Origin of the sequence: Mizugakiibacter sp. (assembly GCF_039680435.1) — a bacterium.
Taxonomy (GTDB): Bacteria; Pseudomonadota; Gammaproteobacteria; order Xanthomonadales; family Rhodanobacteraceae; genus Mizugakiibacter.
Genome location: NZ_JBDKSX010000070.1, coordinates 1 through 2,722, shown reverse-complemented (window position 1 = coordinate 2,722; position 2,722 = coordinate 1). Strand labels below are relative to the sequence as shown.

The 2,722-nt window shown below is 70.9% G+C and carries 3 protein-coding genes; all 3 read left to right on the top strand.

Annotation, left to right across the window (positions count from 1 at the left end; translation table 11 throughout):
• The coding region (locus ABFC67_RS07375) for an HlyD family efflux transporter periplasmic adaptor subunit (RefSeq protein WP_346737349.1) at positions 1–440 on the top strand (440 nt) is incomplete at its 5' end.
• Positions 441–533: 93 nt separating this feature from the next.
• The gene (locus tag ABFC67_RS07370; RefSeq protein WP_346737348.1) at positions 534–1,241 is read left to right on the top strand and encodes an MtnX-like HAD-IB family phosphatase; all 708 of its coding nucleotides are present in this window, start codon (positions 534–536) and stop codon (positions 1,239–1,241) included.
• The gene (locus ABFC67_RS07365) at positions 1,234–2,658 is read left to right on the top strand and encodes an aminotransferase class III-fold pyridoxal phosphate-dependent enzyme (RefSeq protein WP_346737347.1); all 1,425 of its coding nucleotides are present in this window, start codon (positions 1,234–1,236) and stop codon (positions 2,656–2,658) included. The genes ABFC67_RS07370 and ABFC67_RS07365 overlap by 8 nt, the downstream gene beginning before the upstream one ends.
• Positions 2,659–2,722 lie beyond the last annotated feature (64 nt).

Genomic DNA, 2,722 nt, shown 5'->3' with positions numbered 1-2,722 from the left:
CCGCGCGGCTGGCCGCGGCGCGCGCGGCACTGGCGCTGCGCACGCTGCGCGCGCCGGTCGCCGGCCGGATCGCGCGCCGCGCGGTGCAGCCGGGCGCGACGGTGTCCGCGCAATCCGCGCAGGCGCTGTTCGAGCTGCTGCCCGATCGCCCGCGCATCGTGCGCGCCGAGCTGAACGAGGCGTTCGTCGCCGCGGTGCATCCGGGCATGCGCGCCGAGGTGACCGTCGACGGCGACGATCCGCGCGCGACGGTCGTGCCGGCGCAGGTGCTGCGCGTCGGCCTGGTGTTCGGCCCGAGCCGCCTCGCCGACGACGCCGCGCAGGACAGCGACGCGCGCGCGGTCGATTGCGTGCTGGCCCTGCAGCGCGATCCCGGCTTGCGCATCGGCCAGCGCGTGCTGGTGCGCATCCTGCCCGACGCGACGCCGACGCCGCGCTGAACCGCGACCCGCGTCACCGTCGCGCGTAAGCCGGCAGAAAGGGCCGGGTGCTCTAGTGCCGCTGCGGCGCCCGGCGCCAATGCGGAGAACGGCGTGTCACCCTGGACCATCCTGTGCGACTTCGACGGCACCATCGCCGTCGAGGACATCACCGACGCCCTGCTCGAGCGCTACGCGCGCCCGGAGTGGGAGGAGCTCGAGCGCGCCTGGCGCGCCGGCCGCATCGGCTCGCGCGAGTGCATGGCCGGGCAGGTCGCCCTGCTCGACATGAGCCGCGCGGAACTCGACGCGCAGCTCGGGGAGATGCGCATCGACCCGGCGTTCCCGGCGTTCGTCGCCGCGGCAACCCGCGCGAGCCTGCCGGTGCGCGTCGTCAGCGACGGGCTCGACTACGCGATCCGCGCGATCCTCGCACGCCACGGCCTCGACGCGCTGCCGATCCAGGCCAACCGCCTGATCGCCACCGGCGCGCGCAGTTGGCGCCTCGAATTCCCCTACGCCGACGCGGACTGCCGCAAGGCCAGCGGCATGTGCAAGTGCGCCGGCGCGGTGCGCGCGCACAACACGCACCGGCGCGTGCTGCTGATCGGCGACGGCGCGTCCGACTTCTGCGCCGCCGGCGAGGCCGACCTGGTGTTCGCCAAGCACCGCCTGATCGAGCACTGCCGGCACGCCGGCATTCCGCACGTGCCGATCGTCGGCTTCGCCGACGCGCTGGAACTGCTGCCGGCGCTGGCGGCCGGCACGCTTTCCGCCGACTGCCTTCCTCCCCTTCCGCAGGACGCCGCCCACCATGCGTAATGCCACCCTTCCGGCCGCAGCGGCCGATGTCGCCTCCGCGCGCGAGGCCGAACTGCTGGCCGACGAGGCCCGCTACTGCTCGTTCGGCGACACCGTGCACTACAGCGATCCGCCGAAGATCTTCGACCGCTGCGAAGGCAGCTACATCTACGACGCGGCGGGCACGCCCTACCTCGACCTGCAGATGTGGTACTCGGCGGTCAACTTCGGCTACGCCAACCCGCGCCTGAACGCCGCGCTGAAGCGCCAGATCGACCGCCTGCCGCAGGTGGCCAGCCAGTACCTGCACGTGGAGAAGATCGAGCTGGCGCGCACCATCGCGCAGGACGCCGAGCGCAAGTTCGGCCTGCCGGGCCGCGTGCACTTCAACGTCGGCGGCGCGCAGGCGGTGGAGGATTCGCTCAAGCTGGTGCGCAATTACAAGGGCGGCAAGAGCCTGATGTTCGCCTTCGAGGGCGGCTACCACGGCCGCACGCTCGGCGCCTCGTCGATCACCTCCAGCTACCGCTACCGCCGCCGCTACGGCCACTTCGGCGACCGCGCGATGTTCCTGCCGTTCCCGTACCACTTCCGCGGCCCCAAGGGCATGAGCAAGGAGGAGTATGGCGAACAGCTGGTGCGCGAGTTCGCGCGCCTGTTCGAGACCGAGTACTACGGCATCTGGGACCCGAAGGTCGGCGAGTGCGAGTACGCCGCGTTCTACGTCGAGCCGCTGCAGGGCACCGGCGGCTACGTCGTCCCGCCGATGAACTACTTCAAGGGCCTGAAGAAGGTGCTCGATCAGTACGGCATCCTGCTGGTGGTCGACGAGATCCAGATGGGCTTCTACCGCACCGGCAAGCTGTGGGCGATCGAGCACTTCGGCGTCAACCCGGACGTGATCGTGTTCGGCAAGGCGCTGACCAACGGCCTCAACCCGCTGTCCGGCATCTGGGCGCGCGAGGAATTGATCAACCCGAAGCAGTTCCCGCCGGGCTCGACGCACTCCACCTTCAATGCCAATCCGCTCGGCACCGCGGTCGGCCTGGAAGCCATGAAGATGATGGCCGAGACCGACTACGCGGCGATGGTGACGGCCAAGGGCAAGCACTTCCTCGCCGGCCTGAAGGACCTGCAGCAGCGCCATCCGGAAATCGGCGACGTCGACGGCCTCGGCCTGGCGCTGCGCGCCGAGATCTGCGCGGCGGACGGCTTCACGCCGAACAAGAAGCTGGTCGACCGCATGGTCGACATCGGCCTCGCCGGCGAACTGGAACATCGCGGCCAGCGCATCGGCCTGGTGCTGGACATCGGCGGCTACTACAAGAACGTGATCACGTTCGCGCCGTCGCTGCACATCACGCCCGAGGAGATCGACCTCGGCATCGCCCTGCTCGACCAGTTGCTGACGCGCGCCAAGCGGTCGTTGGTGGGCTGAAGCCCACCCTGCCGACGCCTCGTGCGCGGGACGTGCAGGCGGACGCAGGGCGATGGTGCGGGGT